We start from the raw sequence: 15,078 nt of genomic DNA on the forward strand, positions 1-15,078 counted from the left end.
ATCCCCGGGGCAGTCCCGATGTACCGTCGCGGACGGGTCTCGACGATGGGAGCTTGAGGATTGAAGTTCGTCTGTGATTCCTGTGGAAAGCGCTTCGCGAGCGTCGACGAGCCGGCGCCGGGGCGCGTGTACCGCGTCCGCTGCCGGTGTGGGCACGTGATCCTCGTGCGCGGGCCCGCGGCCGCCCCCGCGACGCGCGCCGCCGAGGCGCGGCTCCGGAGCGTCGAGCCGCCCCCGGCGCCTCCGCCGCTGCGGGCGCCGTCGCAAGAGCCCGAGCGCGCGGCCGCGCCGGTCGCGCCCCCGCCGCGTGCGGAGACGGTGCCCGGTCGAGGCGGGCCCGCGCCCGAGGCGACGGAGGCGGAGGCGGAGGCGGAGCTCGCGCCGGTCGAGGCGGCGCTCCCCGCGCCGCCGCGCAGGCCCGACGAGACCGAGCCCGTGCTCCCCGACGACCCCTTCCTGCGCGCAGTCAGCGAGGCGGCGCCGGCCGCCGGCGGGGCCGAGGCGATCCCGAGCGGCGAGGCCGTCGCGGCCGTCGCGCCCGAGCAGGAGGGGGGGACGCCGCCGCACGCGGACGCGCCGCGCCCGGAGCGGCGGCGACTATCCCTCGGGCTCGAAGACGAGGCGGCGAGCGGCGCGGGCCGCCGGGTCCTCCTCGCGGCGGTCGCCGTGCTGGCGCTGCTCGCCGCGATCGCGGCGTGGATGACGCTGCGGACGTGAAGCGCGGCCGCCCCCCTCGAGCGCGGCGCGGGCCGCCCGAGGGGAGCGAGGCGGGCGCCCGTCAGCGCGCGAACACCTCCGACGCCGGCGTCACGCGCACGGCCTCGCGACGGATGCCGAGCCGCGTCGCACCGATCGCGCGATCCTCCTCGAGCAGCGCGGGGGACTTCTCCGCGTCGTACTTGACGGTCGAGACGCCGTCGGCGACGAGGGCCTCGGCGAGCGCCTTCGCGTCCTTCGCCACGATCACGAACGAGAGGTCCTTCGCCGACAGGTGCCGCTTGATCGCGGCGTTCACGTCGTCGCGGTGGAGCTTCGCGAGCCCCTCGCGCATGTAGCGGGTGAACTCCGGGGTGCCGTACCAGCGCGAGTCGAGCGCGTACCCGACCTGCTGGTCCTGGCGCGCCGTCATGACGAAGACGTTCTTCATGAGGTACTCGCGCGTGGCCTCGAACTCCTCCTCCGTGAGCCCCTGGTCGACGAGGCGGCCGAGCTCGTGGAGTGCGATCCGGATCGCCATCTGCGCGTTGGCGGGCACGACCGGCCGGATCCACACCTCGAAGAGCTGCGCGCGCCGGGCGACGTTGGGGGCGGGGAAGAACTGGAACATGCCCCGCGGGAACGCCTCGACGTAGGCGTAGTCGCCGTAGTTCATCCCGCGCTCCTCGCGGATGCGCTGGTAGAGGTGCGAGCTCGACGAGCGGTGCTCGCCGAGCCAGGTCTTCGCGAGCCAGAGCGCGACGAAGTCGGGCTGGCCGCGCACGACGTCGAGGGGGTGCCCGAAGGAGATGGCCACGCCGGGCGTGTCCTTCTCGACGATCTCGACCTCGATCCCCTTCGGACGCCGGGCGGCGATCGTCGTCGGCGCGAGCTTCTCCCCGGCGGGGAGCTTCGCGAGCTCGGCCTGCACCCGGGCGCGGAGCGGCGCGGGCGCGTCGCCGCCGAGCCCGGCGACGAGGTTCGCGCGCGTGTAGTGCGCGCGCACGAACGCCTTCACGTCGTCGAGCGTCACCGCGCGGAGCCCTTCGACCGTGCCGAGCGCGGGGTGCCCGTACGGCGTGCCCGCGAAGACGTTCGCCTGGAGCCGCTCCTTCCCGAGCTCCTCGTCGTTCGTCTCGCGCAGGTCCTGCACGAGCGCGTTCATCCGGTCGTCCTTCACGCGCCGGAAGTCCTCCTCGCGGAACCCGGGGTCGGTGAGCTGCGGCAGCGCGACGTCGGCGAAGCGCTCCCACCCGTCCTTCGGGAAGGTGCCGGTGAGGGTGACGAGCTCCTTGTCGACCTGCGCCTCGAAGCTCGCCGCGAGCGGGTGGAGCGCGTCGCGGATCTCGTCGATGCGCATCCGGCGCGAGCCGGCGTCGGCGAGCATCGCCGCGGCGAGCCCGGCGAGCCCCTCCTTGCCCCGGGGATCCCGCGCGCTGCCCGCCTCGAAGAGGAGCTTCACGGTGACGATCGGGAGCTTCGAGGGGACCGCGACGACCGGCACCTCGCCGGCCGCCGCCCCGGCGGCGCCGGCCTGGGCAGGAGCGCCGCCGACCGCCGCGAGCGCCGGCGTCCGCTCGATGCCCGCCGGGAGCGGATCCTTCGCGAGCGTCGTCACGACGAGGCGCTCGTCCGTGAAGTAACGGCGCGCGGTCGCGAGGAGGTCGTCCGGCGTGAGCGCCGCGTACGTGCGGAAGAGCCGGTTCAGGGTGCCGTACGACCGCGCGTACATCGCGTAGCGGGCGATCTTCCCGGCGATGGCCTCGGTGGAGTCGAGGCCGCGCAGGAACGCGCTCCGCTGGTGCGCCTTCTGCTCCGCGAGCCGGGCCGCCGCCGGCGCCTCGGACCGCGCGCGCGCGAAGGTGCGGAGGATGGCGTCCCGGACGTGGATCGCGTCGGCGGGAGACTTGAGCCGCGCGTAGACGGTCACGAGCCCCGGGTCCACGTTGGCGCCGGAGTCGGCGAAGAGCGCGTCCACCTTCTGCTCCTCCACGACGAGCTGCTTGTAGAGGTCGCTCGTCTCTCCGAAGTGGAGGTCGAAGAGGAGGTCCACCGCCGGCCAGTCCTTCTTCACGTCGGAGAAGGCCGGCCCGTGGAAGGCGACCGCCACCCACGGCAAGGTCGGCGTGGTCCAGGGGACGTTCGCGTAGACCGGGCCGTGCGCCGCGGGCTCGGCGGGGATCTCCACGCGGTGGGACCCGCGCTGCCACCTGCCGAAGTACTTCTCGACGAGCGGGAGCACCTTCTGCGGGTCGACGTCCCCGGCGATCACGACGGTCGCGTGCTCCGGCCGGTACCAGCGCGCGTAGAAGGTCTTCGAGTACGCGTACTGGTTGGGCATGTCCTCGATGTCCGCGAGGAACCCCATCGTCGTGTGCTTGTACGGGTGGACGCGGAACGCGCTGTCGCGCTGGACCTCCTCGAGCTTCTGCAGCGGGTTCGAGGCGTTCTTGTTGTACTCGCCCAGGATCGCGCGCGACTCCGTCTTGAACGCCGCGACGGAGTAGTCGAGGTTCATGAAGCGGTCCGCCTCGATCTCGAGGACCTTCTCGAGGTCCTGCTTGGCGAACGTCATGTGGTAGTTCGTGACGTCGTCCGACGTGTACGCGTTCTGGCGCGCGCCGATCCGCGTCACGATCGCCTGGTAGGCGTCGGGCGGGTAGGCCTTCGTCCCGCGGAACATCATGTGCTCGAAGAAGTGGGCGAAGCCGGACTTGCCCGGCTCGACCTCGTTCCGCGATCCCGTCTGCATCGGGATCTGGACCGAGACGAGGTCCGGGAAGCCGGTCGGGACGACGAGCACCCGGAGGCCGTTCGGGAGCGTCCGCTCCACGGCCTTGAAGGTGAGGACGTCCCCCGGTTCCTTGGCCGGCGGCGCCGCGAGCGCGGGCGCGGCGTGGGCGAAGGCGAGGGACAGGAGGAGGGCAGGGATGCGCATGGAGTTCACCTCGGGCGTCTAGCGGGCGCCCACCGCGATCGGCGCGTCGAGCTCCTCGAGCAGGTTCGTCGCCTTCGCGACGTCGGTGAGGAACCAGAGCAGGTAGCGCGAGTCGACCTGGATCGAGCGGGTCGACGGCGCGTCGAAGATGAAGTCGGAGGCGATGGTCTCCCACGTCCCGTCGAAGAGCAGCCCGACGAGCTCACCGCGGCCGTTCAGCACCGCCGACCCGGAGTTGCCGCCCGTCGTGTCCACGCTGGAGAGGAAGTCCACCGGCACGTCGCCGAGCTTCGGGTCGACGTACGGGCCCGCGCCGCGCGCGTGCTGCGCACGGATCGCCTCGCGGACGGGAGCGGGGACGTCGAACTCCTCGTCGCCCGCCTTGTGCTTCGCGAGCACGCCCGCGAGGGTCGTCTGCGGGCGGTAGAAGAGGCCGTCTCGCGGCGAGACGCCCTTCACGACGCCGTAGGTGACGCGCAGCGTGCTGTTCGCGTCGGGGGCGAGCACTCCGCCCGCCTTCGCGAGGAGGGCGCGCGCGTAGACCGGGCCCACGCGCGAGCGCGCGCCGTCGCGCGCGTACTGCTCCTCGCGGAGCTGCCGCTCGAACGGGCGGAGCGCCGCGAAGAGCTCGAGGAAGGTGTCCTTGCGGGCGGCGAGCTCCTTCGTCGTCTTCCGCTCGGAGAGCTCGAGGCGCGTCTTGCGGTCGGCGAGCTCCGTCCCCGTGTAGAGCCGGTCGAGGAAGGCGTCGATCTTCCGGCCGGCCTCGTCGGTGGGCGCGCCGGGCGCGAGCCCGATGGCGGCGTCGAGAGGCGGGATGCGCTGGTCGCCGGGGAGGGCTGCCGCCTCGACGAGCGCGTAGCGCAGGAGCGCGCGGTCGGCGCGGAGGTCGAGGCTGCGCTCGAGGCGCTCGAGGTACTCCCGCAGTCGCGGCCACTCGCGCTGCTGGAACGCCGGATCGCGGTCGAGGTCCTTCTTCGGCCGGTCGTCGGCGAGCCGCCAGACGGTGCGGGCGGCGGAGAGGAGCGACGAGCTCGACGTGAGCGACTGGAACACGAGATCGCGCTCGCGCGTCCGCTCCTTCTCCGCCTGGATCCGGTCGAGCGCCGCGAGCGCGTCTCCGTACTCGGCCTTGCGCGCGGGGTCCGCGTCGATCCACGCGACGAGCGCCTTCTCCTCCTGCGCCTTCTTCTCGAGGAGCCCGCCCTTCGCCGCGCCCTCGAGGACGCCCTCGCGGTTCTTCATCGAGTTCGCGAGCCCCCGCACGCGCGGGTTCACGCGGATGGCGGTCTCCTTCGACTCCTTCGAGAGCCGCTCCAGGATCGCGAGGAGGTCCCGGTTGCGCCGCACCGTGCCCGGGTACGCCCACTCCATCTGCTCCTTCACCTCGCGGTAGGTCTTGAGCCGCTGGGTGCGCCCGGGGTAGCCCGCCACGAACACGAGGTCGTCCTCCGCGACGCCCTTCGGCGACACCTTCAGCCAGCGCTTCGGGTGGTACGGGACGTTGTCCTTCGCGTGCGGCCGCGGGCTGCCGTCCTTGCCGACGTACGCGCGGTAGAACGAGAAGTCGCCGGAGTGGCGCGGCCACATCCAGTTGTCGGTCTCGCCGCCGAAGTTCCCCACGTTCCCCGGCGGGGCGAAGACGAGCCGCACGTCCTGGATCTCGAGCTGGGCCACCTCGAACCAGCGCGCCCCCTCGAAGAAGGACGCGACCGTGCAGCGCATCCCCGGCTTCTCGCAGCGCGCGGTGCGCTGCTTCACGCGCCGCTCGATGAGCTTCCCGCGCTGGGCGTCGCCGAGCTGCGGCTCGATGCCGCCCGTGATCTCGTCCGTGACCTCCTTCACCGAGACGGTCACGTACACGCGCGCGCCCGGCCCGTTCCAGAGCTCCTCCCCGCGGGAGCGCGCCACGAAACCCTCCTCGAGCAGGTTCCGCTCCGGCGTCGAGTTGAACTGGAGCGCGCCGATGACGCAGTGGTGGTTCGTCGCGATGAGGCCGTCGGCAGAGACGAAGGAGGCGCTGCAGCCGCCGAGCGAGACGATGGCGCCCATGGGCTGGCCGGTGAGATCCGCGAACTGCCGCGCGTCGCCCGTGAAGCCGAGCTTCTCGAGGCGGTCGGCGAGGTCGGGGAGCTGCTGCGGCATCCACATGCCCTCGTCGGCGCGGGCGGAGGCGCCGAGCGCGAGCGCGAGCAGGGCTGCGAGGCGAGCTTTCACGATCGTGATCTCCTCTTCGGGGGGGGCTTGGCGACGTAACCACGCACAAGGGCTGCGGGCAAGCGAGACGGCGCGCGTTCGGCGCCAGCCCGGCCAGAGACGGGTCGCCTGCGTTCGTGACGGCGCCGGCCCCGGCGGGGCGAGCAGGGCCGGCGCGAAATAGCGACGGGGAGTGAGCGTAGACCCCTGCGACGGAGGTCACGGATCATGAAGGGTCTCGCGCTTCTCGCTCTCGCTCTCGCGTTCCAGGCGGCGTTCCTCTTCAGCGTCATGATGACGCCCACGCCGTCCGAGGCGGCAGCCCACCTCGCCCCGGTGGACGACGAGCCACAGCTCGTCTGCTACGCGGCGCCGATCGTCGTCCGCACCTAGCGGCGGGGGGGGGGGGGGGGGGCGCCCCCCCCCCCCCCGGCCCCCCCCCCCCCCGGGGGGCCCCCCCCCCCCCGCCCCCGGGCGCCGCCCCGCCCCCCCCCCCCCGGGGGGGGGGGGGGGGGGCCCCCCCCCGGCCCCCGCGCCGTCGCCCGTCGCGACGGGGCATCAAATCGGCAGCGCGAACGCGAACGTGCTCCCCGCGCCGACCCTGCTCTCCGCCCAGATGCGGCCGCCGTGGGCGAGGACGAGCTGCCGCGCGATGTAGAGCCCGAGGCCGATCCCCTCCGTCCGTCCGGCGGAGCGCGCCCGGTAGTAGCGCTCGAACAGCCGCGGGAGCTCCTCGGGCGGAACGCCCACGCCGCGGTCGGAGACCGAGACCACCGCCTCGCCGTCCGCCCTCGACACCCTCACCTCGACCGGCGCGTCCGGCGGGGAGTACTTGAGCGCGTTCGTGAGGAGGTTCACGATCACGCGCTCGAGGCGAGCGGGATCGACCTGCACCGGCGGCACGTCCTCGGAGGCCACGACGCGCACCCGGCCGGACGGCCCGGCCGGGAGGCTTCGCAGGGCGGCCTCGACGAGCCGCCCGAGGTGCGTCGGGACGCGCCGCAGCTCGAGCCGGCCGGCGTCGTAGCGGGCCGAGTCGACGAGGTCGGAGATGAGCGACGCCATCCGACGGGCGCTCCGGGTGATGCGCGCCACCTGCTCGCCCTCGCGGACGAGCGACCCGGCTTCCAGCTGGCGCGCGAGCGCGTTCGCGGAGCCGAGGACGACGGAGAGCGGCGTGCGCAGGTCGTGCGAGACGGTCCGGAGGAGGTCCTCGCGGGACTGCTCGAGGCGGCGCAGCTCCGTCACGTCGCGCGAGACGACGATCCCTGCCACGGTCTCGCCCGTCTCGTCCCGCACGACCCGCGCGCCCGTGACGACCCTGCGTGTCGTGCCGTCGCGGTGGGTGACCACGAGCTCCTCGTCCTCGAACTCCTCGCCGCGGCGGATCCGCTCGATCGGCCACTGGGCGGGGGGCACGGGCTCGCCGCCGGGTCGCGCGACGGACAGGTTCTCGGGCCCCGGCGCCTCGCCGTCGCGCAGCCCGACCGCCTCGCACGCGGCGCGGTTCCGCAGGATCACGGCGCCGCGGCGGTCGACCACGGTGACCCCCTCGCGCAGCGCCGCGAGGATCGCCCGCAGCTGTCCCTCGCGCTCCTCCGCCGCGCGGCGGGCGGTCGACTCCGCGGCGGCGACGCGCCGCAGCGCCTCGGCGGCGCGCACGCGCTCCGTCACGTTCCGCACCACCGCGACGACCTCCCGCTCGGAGAGGGACACGATCCGCGCCTCGAAGTGCTGCTCGCCCTGCGGCAGCGGGAGCGGGTACTCGATCGTGCGCACCTCGCCGGTCCGGATGGCCTCGCCGATGGCGTCCTCGAACAGCCGGGCGGCCGGAGCGGGGAGGACGTCCCGCACGCGGCGACCGAGCAGGTGCTCGGGCGCCGCGAAGAGGTCGGCGGCGCGCCCGGGGATGCACGCGAGGTACGTCCCGTCCGCGCCGAGCTGGAAGTACAGGTCCGGCTGGGCCCGGAAGATGGCCTGGAGGTGCGCCGCGCTCTCCCTGAGCGCCGCCTCGGCTCGGTGCGCCTCGGTGACGTCGTGGAGCATGGCGTAGGCGCCGATGGGCCGGCCGACCGCGTCCCGGATCGGCGCCGCGCACGTGCGCACGACCGCGTCGGTGCCGTCCGGGCGGCGCGCCCGGATGAGCGCGTCCACGATGCTGCGGCCGCGGAGCGCGAGCCCGAGCGGCGTCTCGGCGAAGGCGAGCGGACGCCCGTCGAGCGTGGAGAGCCCGAGCCGGTCCGCCTCCTCCTCCGCCGGCGGGCCGGGCGTAGCCTCGGCCTGGTAGGTCCGGCCCTTCGCGTGCGCGAAGACGACGCCGCCCGCGCTGTCGGCGACCACGACCCCCTCGGCGATGCGGGCGAGGGCGGTGCCCACCTGCCGGAGCTGATCCCGAGGGCTGGGCGCTGTCGCGGGCACTCCGGGAATACCTAAGCAAGCTCGAGGCGCGCGGCAGGCCGCGTCGCGCGCCGCGGGCGCCGGCGGCGAATGCCGGGGGCGCGTTGACGCGCGCGCGCCACCGTTCTAAGTGTGCTCGGCATGCAGGTGCGACTGAATGGGGAGCTCCGGGAGGTCCCGGAGGGCGTGACCGTCGCCGGGCTGCTCGGCCACCTCGGCGTGAAGGCGCAGCGCGTCGCCGTCGAGGTGAACGACGCGGTCGTGACGAAGGATCGCTACGAGTCCCAGCGGATCGGATCGGGCGACTCGATCGAGATCGTCGCTTTCGTCGGTGGAGGGTAGCGATGGCGGACACCTGGAGCATCGGCAGATACACCTTCACGAGCCGCCTCCTGGTCGGGACGGGCAAGTACCCCGACTTCCCCACCATGCAGCGCGCGCTCGTCGCGTCGGGCGCCGAGGTCGTGACCGTCGCGGTCCGCAGGCTCGATCTCTCCAAGACGGGCGAGGCGTCCCTCCTCGAGTGGATCCCGAAGGGCATGAAGCTCCTGCCCAACACGGCGGCGTGCTTCACGGCCGACGAGGCGATTCGCACCGCGCGCCTCGGGCGCGAGCTCGAGATGGGCGACCTCGTGAAGCTCGAGGTGATCGGCGATCGCCGCACGCTCTTCCCGGACGTGGTCGGGCTCGTCGCGGCGGCCGAGGTGCTCGTGAAGGAGGGCTTCACGGTGCTGCCCTACACGAACGACGACCCGGTCACGGCGAAGCGCCTCGAGGACGTCGGCTGCGCGGCGGTGATGCCGCTCGGCGCGCCGATCGGCTCGGGCCTCGGCATCCGGAACCCCTACAACCTCCGGATCATCATGGAGACGGTGAAGATCCCGGTGCTCGTCGACGCGGGCGTCGGCACGGCCAGCGACGCCGCGCTCGCGATGGAGCTCGGCGCCGTCGCCGTCCTCATGAACACCGCCATCGCCGAGGCGAAGGATCCGGTGCTCATGGCGGAGGCGATGCGGGGAGGCGTCGAGGCGGGACGCAAGGCCCACCTCGCCGGCAGGATCCCGATGAAGCTGCACGCCTCCGCGTCGAGCCCGATGACGGGGCTCATAGGGAGCTGATCTCACGGGGGCTGCGCCCCCGCCCCCCCCCCGGGGGGGCGCCCGGCGGCCGGCGCCCCCCCCCCCCCCCCGGGGGCCGGGGCCCGGGCGCCCGCTTCGCGGGTGCGTGCAGGTTCCCCGCCTGGAGGGGCTTCGCCCCTCCCCGCGCGTTGCGCGGGGCCCCTCCCTCGGCTCACTGTCGGAGCACTCGCCTCCTCGAGGAAGGCGCTCCCGCTTCGCCTCAACCCACCGGCGCGATCCGCGCGATCGACTGGATCTGCGAGCGGAACACGCGAGAGGGCTTGCCCCAGTTCCCCGAGCTGAAGCCCTGGCAGATCCGCTCGTAGGCCTCCGGGTGCTGGTGCGGAGCGAACTCCTCCACGACGCCCTGCAGCTCCCAGCCGCTGAAGTCGTCGAGGTCGAGCACGAGCCGCGTCTCGTGGCGGTTCGCCTTGAGGTTCATGTACGTCTTCAGGGCGAGGCCGTCGCCGTGATAGAGCGCGAGCCGCTCGCCGTCGACCTCGTGGTGGAAGATGAATCGCGGCGAGATGTTGGCCGTCTCGCCCACGCCGACGAGCGCGTACCGCACGCCCGCGAGCGTCTCCTGCAGCTCCTCGAACGGGACGTTCTCGAAGAACTTGAGCGTGTAGGGGCTGTGGTGGACGGTGAAGATCTGGGCGCCCTTCACGAGCACCGCTCCGCCCTCGAGGTCCTCGAGCAGATCGCGCTCGGTCGCGCCGGGCGAGAGCGGGCGCGTCTTCACCTGGTAGCCCTGGTACTGCTCGACCCGCGTCATGTGGACCGTGAGGCACTCGCCCTTCTGCGGCCGGCGCACGATCGGACCGGTCAGGCGGATCTCGAGGTCGCGTCCCGTCGGACCGGGCTCGAGCTCGCGGATCCGGTTCACCGAAACGGCGGCGAACGTCCCTGCGAGGGAGGTCGTGCCCATGAAGGACAGGACCTTCTCGTACTTGACCGTCGGGAAGCGGCTCGCCTGTTTCGCCTTCTGCTCCTCCAGGAACGCGAGGAAGCTGTGAAGGTCGCTCGACACGTGATCACCTCTGGGAGCAGGATGGCGTGCGCACGCGAGCTTACGGATGGGCGTCCCCGTTGTCCACCTGATCACGGATCGCAGGCTCGCGCGGGATCTCCCCGCGCGCGTCTCCGCCGCGCTCGCCGGACTGCCGCCCGGCCGGGTGCTCGTCCAGCTGCGGGAGAAGGATCTCGGCGGGCGCGAGCTGCTCGCGCTCGCCCGCGCGCTCCAGACAGTCTGCCGCGGGGCGGGGCAGCGCCTCATCGTGAACGACCGGCTGGACGTGGCGCGGGCTGCCGGCGCCGACGGGGTACACCTGCCCTCCGCCGGCATCCCGGCCGCGGACGCGCGCCGGCTGCTCGGGCCGGACGCGCTCGTCGGCGTCTCCTGCCACTCGGTCTCCGAGGTGCGCCGCGCGCGCGACGCCGGCGCGAGCTTCGCGACGGTGAGCCCCGTGTACGACACGCCCTCGAAGCGCGCGTACGGGCCGCCCATCGGGCTCGCGGTGCTGCGCGAGGCCGCGGCGCAGGGGCTGCCGGTCATCGCGCTCGGCGGGGTGACGCCCGCGCGCGTGCCCGAGCTGCTCGCCGCCGGCGCGCACGGCGTCGCGGCGATCCGCGCCTGGCTCGTGGGCGACGATCCCGCCGGCGCGGTCAGTGCGCTGCTGCCCGGCGCGGGTTGAACGGACCGAATCATGATTCACGAACAGGCGAGCGAAGCGAGCCCGCCGGGGCGCCGCCGCGACCGCGGCGAAGCCGCTCGCGGTGGCGCACGGGACCCGGCGAGCAGGGGTAGGGCCCCGACGACGGCGTCCAGCCGTCGGCGGGGCGGGGGCGCAGCCCCCGTTCAACCGACCCGGAGCGCGAGGAAGTACTGGTAGGGCAGGAACGTCCGCTCCTCGGCGACGTCGAGCCCGGCCGCGCGCGCGGCGGCGAGGAAGTCCTCGCGCGAGACCTTGTGGTCCGGCGGCGGCCCGACCGGCAGCTCGCCGGCATGGAAGTCCACGTTCACGATCCGTCCGCCCGGGGCGAGCCGCTCCGAGAGCCGGCGCAGGTACCGCGGCCCGTCGGGGAAGTGGTGGAACGTATTCACGATGAGGATCGCGTCGCACGGCTCGGGCGGCAGCCCCTCGCCCTCGGGCGCGAGCAGCGGGTGGACGTTCGCGACGCCCGCCTCCCGCGCGCGCTCCTCGAGCAGCGCGATCATGCGCGGCTCGACGTCGATGGCGTACACGCGGCCGGTCGGGCCCACCGCGCGGGCGAGGCGGAGGGCGAAGTAGCCGGGCCCCGCGCCCGCGTCGCACGCGACGCCGCCCGGTCGGAGCCCCAGCGCGGCGACCACCTCGTCCGGCTTCTGCCACTCGACGCGGGCAGGATCCTCGAGCCGCGCGAGGTAGCCCTCGAGGTCCTCGGGGTTGCCGTGGCGGTCGCGGCCAGGCGCATGGGGGTGCCCGTGGTCGTGGCCGTGCTCCGCGGGGTGTGCGTGGCCCGGGTGCTTGCGGTGCGTGCTCATGCGCGAGGAGAGCCCTCGGCCGCTCGAGAAGGTTCAGCCCTCGGTGGCCGCGGAGGGGGCGCGGTCCGGCTCGCTCGCCGCGGCGGAGCGTCGTGGGAGGAGCCGCCCCGGGCCGCGCAGGAGCAGCGCGAGCGCGACGGCGAGCATGCCGGCGTCGCGCAGCACCGTGAGCCAAGTTGCGCTCTCGTTCCCGCCGAAGCAGCCGCAGCGCAGGTCGATGCCGCGGAGCAGCGCCTGCGAGAGGCCGAGCGTGAACACCGCGAGGAGGCCGGTCGCCACGAGCGCGGCGCCGCGGGCGAGCCGCCCGGTGACGAGCAGGAGGCCGAGCGCGAGCTCGACGCCGATCACGGCCGCCGCCGCGACGGGGACGAGGGACGGCGGCACGAGCCGGTAGTTCGCGAGCGTCTCGGCGAACGCCGCCATGTCCGGTAGCTTCGTCCCCGCGGCGTACAGGAACGTCCCGCCGAGGCCGATGCGGAAGAGGGCGAGGAGCAGGTTCACCGGTGGGCCTCCGCGGGATCGTGGCAGGCGGGGCAGAAGCCGGACGCGCCGGCGCCGCCCGCAGCCACCCAGGCCGGCCAGGCGCCCTCGAGGACGCGCACGTCGGGGAGCCCCTCGCGCTTCAGCCGGTGCGCGACCTCGTCGGCGAGCGCGCAGGTGTAGTCGCCGTCGTAGACGATCACGAGCGGGAACGCGCGCAGCGCGGCGACGGCGACCGCCTCGTCCGGGTGGCCGGCGGGCGGGAGGTGCACGGCGTTCGTGACGTGGCCGGCCGCGAACTCGCTCGCGCCCCGCGCGTCGGCGAACCCGGCCTTGCACGCGTCGCAGAGCCCCTTCGCCTCCTCGACCGCGATGCGCGGGGCCCTCGCCGCGGGCGCGGCACCCGCCACCGCGCACATCCCGGTGCCGCTCTCGGCGGCCGAGTGGACGGGCCGTGCGAGCGCCGCCGGCCGCGGGCTCGCGACGTTCCCGGCGAGCCCGAGGAGCGCCCCGGCGGCGACGATGAGGGCGGCCTCTGCGAGCGTTCGCACGGGGGCGATGGTAACGCGGGCGGGGTCCCGCGGCGACGCCGAAGCGCGGGTGCGCTCGCCGGCCAAGGCGGCTATATTGCGCGGCGCATGGGCGTCCCCGTCTTCGAGATCTCCAAGGAGTTCATGTTCAGCGCCGCGCACCAGATCCGCTTCCACGGCGGGAAGTGCGAGCGGCTGCACGGCCACAACTGGCGGATCCGGGTCCACGCCCGCGCCTCCGAGCTGAACCGGATCGGCATGGTGATCGACTTCGCGGATCTCCAGAAGCTCGTCGGCGACATCGGCGGCCGCTTCGACCACCGGAACGTGAACGAGGTGCCGCCCTTCGACGAGCTGAACACCACCGCGGAGCTCCTGGCGCGCCACTTCTACGAGGAGGCGAACCGCGCGCTGCAGCAGCGCGAGGGCGGCCGGGTCCGGGTGTCGAAGGTCGAGGTCTGGGAGAACGAGGGCTCGCTCGCCGTCTACCGCGAGGAGTGATCGCGGCGGGCGCGGAGCTCGCGGGCGAGGTCCGCTCGCGCCCCGTCTCCCAGGAACGTCCGCAGCGCCGGGAAGATGACCTCCTCCTCGAGGACGAGGTGGTACGAGAAGTGCTCCCTGAGCGTGGCGACCGCGGCGGCGAGCGCGGGCCCGAGCTCCGCCCGCCGCTCCGGCGAGGCCGCGAGCTCCGAGCACACCGCGATGACGTGGGACACCGCCAGCGCGTGGCCCGCATGGTCCCGGTGCATCGTCACGAGCGCGGCGTCCACCTGCCGGTCGCGCCCGGCGAGGCGCGGCAGCACCGACTCCTCCTCGTCCCGGGCGTGCAGCGGGAGCGCCTCGGCGAAGTAGCGGCGCACGGAGGCCGCCGCGCGGGCGACCTCCTCCATCCCCGTCTCCTCGGACGTCGCCAGCCGGGCCGCCAGCTCGATGAACGAGCGGATGCGGCCATGACACTCGAGGAGGACCGCGACGGCCTCCTCGGCGAGGCTTCTCGTGCCGGTGTGCGTCTGCATCTCTCCGGTCAACGCGCACGGGCCCGTCAGCCTTCCCTCGTATCCTGCGGCTCGTGGCCGCCCTCATCCTCGCCAGGACGCCCCTCGCCGCGGCGAGGGCTGCGCGACGTCTGTGCGATGCGCAGGACGGCGTCCTGTTCGGGCCGCAGGTCTCGACGCTCGATCGCCTCGTCGTCCCGCTCGTGGCCGCCGCGGGCGACGGGCGTGCGATCCTGGATCCGCTGGCCGAGCGGCTCGTCGCCGCCGGGGCGGCGTGCGACACGGGCGGCCCGTTCGCGGGGCTCGAGGCGGCCGACGGAACGGCGGCCGTGCTCGCGGCCGCGATCGCGGAGCTCCGGCGCGCGGAGGTGAGCGCGGCGGACGCACGGGCGGCGGCGCGGGCGCTCGACGGCGCCGCGGCCGCCCGCCTGGGGGCGCTCGCCGAGGTCCTCGCCGCCTTCGAGGCGCGGCTCGCGAGCGCGGGCGCGCTCGATCGCTCCGGCGCGACGCGCGCGGCGGCCGACGCGGCGGCGCGCGGGGTGACCTGCCCGGAGACCGCCGACCTCGACCTCCTCGTCGTCGCGGGGCTCGCCGACGCGAGCCTCGCCGAGTGGGACCTGCTCTCCGCGCTCGTCGCGCGCGCGCGCCGGTCGCGGCTTCACCTGCCGTTCTTCCCCGAGCGCCCCGACGTGTGCGCGCCCGTCGAGCCGCTGCTCAGGCGCCTCGAGGCCCTGCACGAGCTCGCCGCGCGGCGCGAGATCGAGGTCGTGCTCGGGCGGATCGACGGGGACGGTCGCGCGCCCGGGCCGGCCGCGCTGCTCGCGGCCCTCGGCGGCGGCCGCGCACCGGGACCGGCGGAGGGCGGCCGCGTGCTCGCGGTGGCGGCCCCGGGGGAGGAGGGCGAGGCGGACGCGGCGGCGCGGACCGTCGCCGCGCTCGTCCAGGACGGCGTCCCCCCCGAGGAGATCGCCGTGATCGCCGCCGCGCCGCGGCAGGTGGCGCCGTCGCTCGCGCGTGCGCTCGCCGCGCGCGGCGTCCCGTTCGCCGCGGGGCGGGGCCCGGCGCTCGCCGACCTGCCTCCGGTCCGCGCCGTGCTCGACGCGATCGCCGCCGCCGCGGCCCCCACCCGTGCCGTGGTCGAGCGGCTCGCGGCCTCGAGCTACCTCGCGCTGGCGGGCCTCGGCAGCCCGCTCGGCGCGCTGCTGGA

At 74.7% G+C, this 15,078-nt stretch carries 14 protein-coding genes and 1 pseudogene; 7 read left to right on the forward strand and 8 right to left on the reverse strand.

The window, feature by feature from the left end; all coding sequences use genetic code 11:
• The first annotated feature begins 60 nt into the window (after positions 1 to 60).
• Positions 61 to 717 carry a zinc-ribbon domain-containing protein gene (locus tag MNY62_RS18490; RefSeq protein WP_242345699.1) on the forward strand — a complete coding sequence of 219 codons (657 nt, stop codon included), beginning with the start codon at positions 61 to 63 and terminating at the stop codon, positions 715 to 717.
• A gap of 61 nt (positions 718 to 778) precedes the next feature.
• Here the strand turns inward: MNY62_RS18490 and MNY62_RS18495 are convergent, their stop codons facing one another.
• Both MNY62_RS18495 and MNY62_RS18500 read right to left on the reverse strand, forming a co-directional pair.
• Positions 779 to 3,634 carry a M16 family metallopeptidase gene (locus tag MNY62_RS18495; RefSeq protein WP_242345701.1) on the reverse strand — a complete coding sequence of 952 codons (2,856 nt, stop codon included), beginning with the start codon at positions 3,632 to 3,634 and terminating at the stop codon, positions 779 to 781.
• 18 nt (positions 3,635 to 3,652) lie between these two features.
• Positions 3,653 to 5,848, reverse strand: coding sequence for a S46 family peptidase (locus MNY62_RS18500; RefSeq protein ID WP_242345702.1), 2,196 nt, complete (start codon positions 5,846 to 5,848; stop codon positions 3,653 to 3,655).
• A 207-nt stretch (positions 5,849 to 6,055) separates the two neighbouring features.
• Between MNY62_RS18500 and MNY62_RS18505 the strand changes: the two genes are divergently transcribed.
• Positions 6,056 to 6,220 (forward strand): hypothetical protein, encoded by a 165-nt coding sequence (locus MNY62_RS18505; protein WP_242345704.1) that lies wholly within the window; start codon positions 6,056 to 6,058, stop codon positions 6,218 to 6,220.
• Positions 6,221 to 6,385: 165 nt separating this feature from the next.
• Here the strand turns inward: MNY62_RS18505 and MNY62_RS18510 are convergent, their stop codons facing one another.
• A complete protein-coding gene (locus MNY62_RS18510; protein WP_242345705.1) occupies positions 6,386 to 8,203 on the reverse strand; it encodes a sensor histidine kinase in 1,818 nt (605 codons plus the stop codon).
• Between the two features lie 162 nt (positions 8,204 to 8,365).
• On the opposite strand from MNY62_RS18510, the gene thiS reads away from it, so the two are divergent.
• Positions 8,366 to 8,566: a sulfur carrier protein ThiS gene (thiS, locus tag MNY62_RS18515; RefSeq protein WP_242345707.1), complete on the forward strand. Its 201-nt coding sequence runs from the start codon at positions 8,366 to 8,368 to the stop codon at positions 8,564 to 8,566.
• Positions 8,567 to 8,568: 2 nt separating this feature from the next.
• Positions 8,569 to 9,342: a thiazole synthase gene (locus MNY62_RS18520; protein ID WP_242345708.1), complete on the forward strand. Its 774-nt coding sequence runs from the start codon at positions 8,569 to 8,571 to the stop codon at positions 9,340 to 9,342.
• A gap of 220 nt (positions 9,343 to 9,562) precedes the next feature.
• Here MNY62_RS18520 and MNY62_RS18525 read toward each other — a convergent pair whose 3' ends face one another.
• Positions 9,563 to 10,372 carry a hypothetical protein gene (locus MNY62_RS18525; RefSeq protein WP_242345709.1) on the reverse strand — a complete coding sequence of 270 codons (810 nt, stop codon included), beginning with the start codon at positions 10,370 to 10,372 and terminating at the stop codon, positions 9,563 to 9,565.
• Between the two features lie 46 nt (positions 10,373 to 10,418).
• Between MNY62_RS18525 and thiE the strand changes: the two genes are divergently transcribed.
• Positions 10,419 to 11,036 carry a thiamine phosphate synthase gene (gene thiE / locus MNY62_RS18530; protein ID WP_242345711.1) on the forward strand — a complete coding sequence of 206 codons (618 nt, stop codon included), beginning with the start codon at positions 10,419 to 10,421 and terminating at the stop codon, positions 11,034 to 11,036.
• 164 nt (positions 11,037 to 11,200) lie between these two features.
• Here the strand turns inward: thiE and MNY62_RS18535 are convergent, their stop codons facing one another.
• Genes MNY62_RS18535 through MNY62_RS18545 form a run of 3 tightly spaced genes read right to left on the reverse strand, consistent with a single transcriptional unit; the run spans position 11,201 to position 12,897 of the window.
• Entirely contained in the window at positions 11,201 to 11,866 is a 666-nt protein-coding gene (locus tag MNY62_RS18535) for a class I SAM-dependent methyltransferase (RefSeq protein WP_242345713.1), read from the reverse strand.
• Between the two features lie 33 nt (positions 11,867 to 11,899).
• Positions 11,900 to 12,367 carry a DoxX family protein gene (locus tag MNY62_RS18540; protein ID WP_242345715.1) on the reverse strand — a complete coding sequence of 156 codons (468 nt, stop codon included), beginning with the start codon at positions 12,365 to 12,367 and terminating at the stop codon, positions 11,900 to 11,902.
• Complete coding sequence (locus tag MNY62_RS18545) at positions 12,364 to 12,897, reverse strand: rhodanese-like domain-containing protein (RefSeq protein ID WP_242345717.1); 534 nt, start codon at positions 12,895 to 12,897, stop codon at positions 12,364 to 12,366. The genes MNY62_RS18540 and MNY62_RS18545 overlap by 4 nt, the downstream gene beginning before the upstream one ends.
• Positions 12,898 to 12,984: 87 nt before the next feature.
• Here MNY62_RS18545 and queD point away from each other — a divergent pair, with 87 nt between their 5' ends.
• A complete protein-coding gene (gene queD, locus MNY62_RS18550) occupies positions 12,985 to 13,377 on the forward strand; it encodes a 6-carboxytetrahydropterin synthase QueD (RefSeq protein ID WP_242345719.1) in 393 nt (130 codons plus the stop codon).
• On the opposite strand, the gene MNY62_RS18555 is transcribed toward queD, so the two are convergent.
• On the reverse strand, positions 13,362 to 13,892 hold the full coding sequence (locus tag MNY62_RS18555; RefSeq protein WP_242345721.1) for a hemerythrin domain-containing protein: 531 nt from the start codon (positions 13,890 to 13,892) through the stop codon (positions 13,362 to 13,364). The genes queD and MNY62_RS18555 overlap by 16 nt on opposite strands.
• A gap of 53 nt (positions 13,893 to 13,945) precedes the next feature.
• Here MNY62_RS18555 and MNY62_RS18560 point away from each other — a divergent pair.
• A pseudogene (locus MNY62_RS18560) lies at positions 13,946 to 15,078 on the forward strand (PD-(D/E)XK nuclease family protein); the annotation flags it as partial.

Origin of the sequence: Anaeromyxobacter terrae (genome assembly GCF_022690685.1) — a bacterium.
Classification (GTDB): domain Bacteria; phylum Myxococcota; class Myxococcia; order Myxococcales; family Anaeromyxobacteraceae; genus Anaeromyxobacter; species Anaeromyxobacter terrae.

Excerpts from the sequence above, each read along its gene's own strand:
- MNY62_RS18495 (WP_242345701.1), bottom strand. The coding sequence starts at position 3,634 with ATGCGCATCCCTGCCCTCCTCCTGTCCCTCGCCTTCGCCCACGCCGCG.
- MNY62_RS18505 (WP_242345704.1), top strand. The coding sequence starts at position 6,056 with ATGAAGGGTCTCGCGCTTCTCGCTCTCGCTCTCGCGTTCCAGGCGGCG.
- thiS (WP_242345707.1), top strand. The coding sequence starts at position 8,366 with ATGCAGGTGCGACTGAATGGGGAGCTCCGGGAGGTCCCGGAGGGCGTG.
- MNY62_RS18520 (WP_242345708.1), top strand. The coding sequence starts at position 8,569 with ATGGCGGACACCTGGAGCATCGGCAGATACACCTTCACGAGCCGCCTC.
- thiE (WP_242345711.1), top strand. The coding sequence starts at position 10,419 with ATGGGCGTCCCCGTTGTCCACCTGATCACGGATCGCAGGCTCGCGCGG.
- MNY62_RS18535 (WP_242345713.1), bottom strand. The coding sequence starts at position 11,866 with ATGAGCACGCACCGCAAGCACCCGGGCCACGCACACCCCGCGGAGCAC.
- queD (WP_242345719.1), top strand. The coding sequence starts at position 12,985 with ATGGGCGTCCCCGTCTTCGAGATCTCCAAGGAGTTCATGTTCAGCGCC.
- MNY62_RS18555 (WP_242345721.1), bottom strand. The coding sequence starts at position 13,892 with ATGCAGACGCACACCGGCACGAGAAGCCTCGCCGAGGAGGCCGTCGCG.